The sequence below is a fragment of the Enterobacter sp. T1-1 genome (assembly GCF_000710795.1).
Classification (GTDB): Bacteria; Pseudomonadota; Gammaproteobacteria; order Enterobacterales; family Enterobacteriaceae; genus Enterobacter; species Enterobacter cloacae.
The window spans coordinates 1-532 of the sequence record NZ_JALW01000109.1 but is presented as its reverse complement, the minus strand read 5'-3'; the positions used below and the strand labels follow the sequence as shown (position 1 = coordinate 532).

Below are 532 nucleotides of genomic sequence, written 5' to 3'. Positions count from 1 at the left end.
TATTCAGCCGTCTCACTTTCCCGGGCTCATGCCGGATGACTTCTTCTGCCAGACTCAGGTATGACAGAACCCGTCTGTGCCTGATGCTGCTTGCCTGATAGTGCCAGTGTAAACACTGCCTTTCTGCCCTGTAACCTGCCAGCCACATCACCAGGCTTGCCATTGCCGCGACCATATTCAGCACTTCCAGTCGCCCTTTTCCCTGACTCCGGCTCAGCCTCAGACCGAACCCGAAGCGTGGACTTTTGTCGTCCCGGAAGTTCTGTTCTATCTGCATTCTGCGGCTGTACAGGGCCATTATCTGGTGCGGCTCCAGTCCCTCTGCATTACTGAACAGCAGCCAGGGCTCCCGCGCGCTACTGCGGTGTTCCCGCTGTGTTTTCGGCATCCCCCCTTTTCCCTGACGCCCTGCGTCAGGGCGCTTATGCAGATAGAACCGGCCGTAACAGGGCGTTCGTGGTTTACGGGACAGGACACCGTAACCCACGCAGACCGGTTGTCCGGTAGCCTCAAGCTCACTGATTTTCATCCA

Annotated in this window: 1 protein-coding gene; it reads right to left on the bottom strand. The window is 57.5% G+C overall.

The features are described from left to right. Window positions 1-388: transposase (locus AK59_RS0123145; protein ID WP_231501511.1), on the bottom strand; the 388-nt coding region annotated here is incomplete at its 3' end. Window positions 389-532 lie beyond the last annotated feature (144 nt).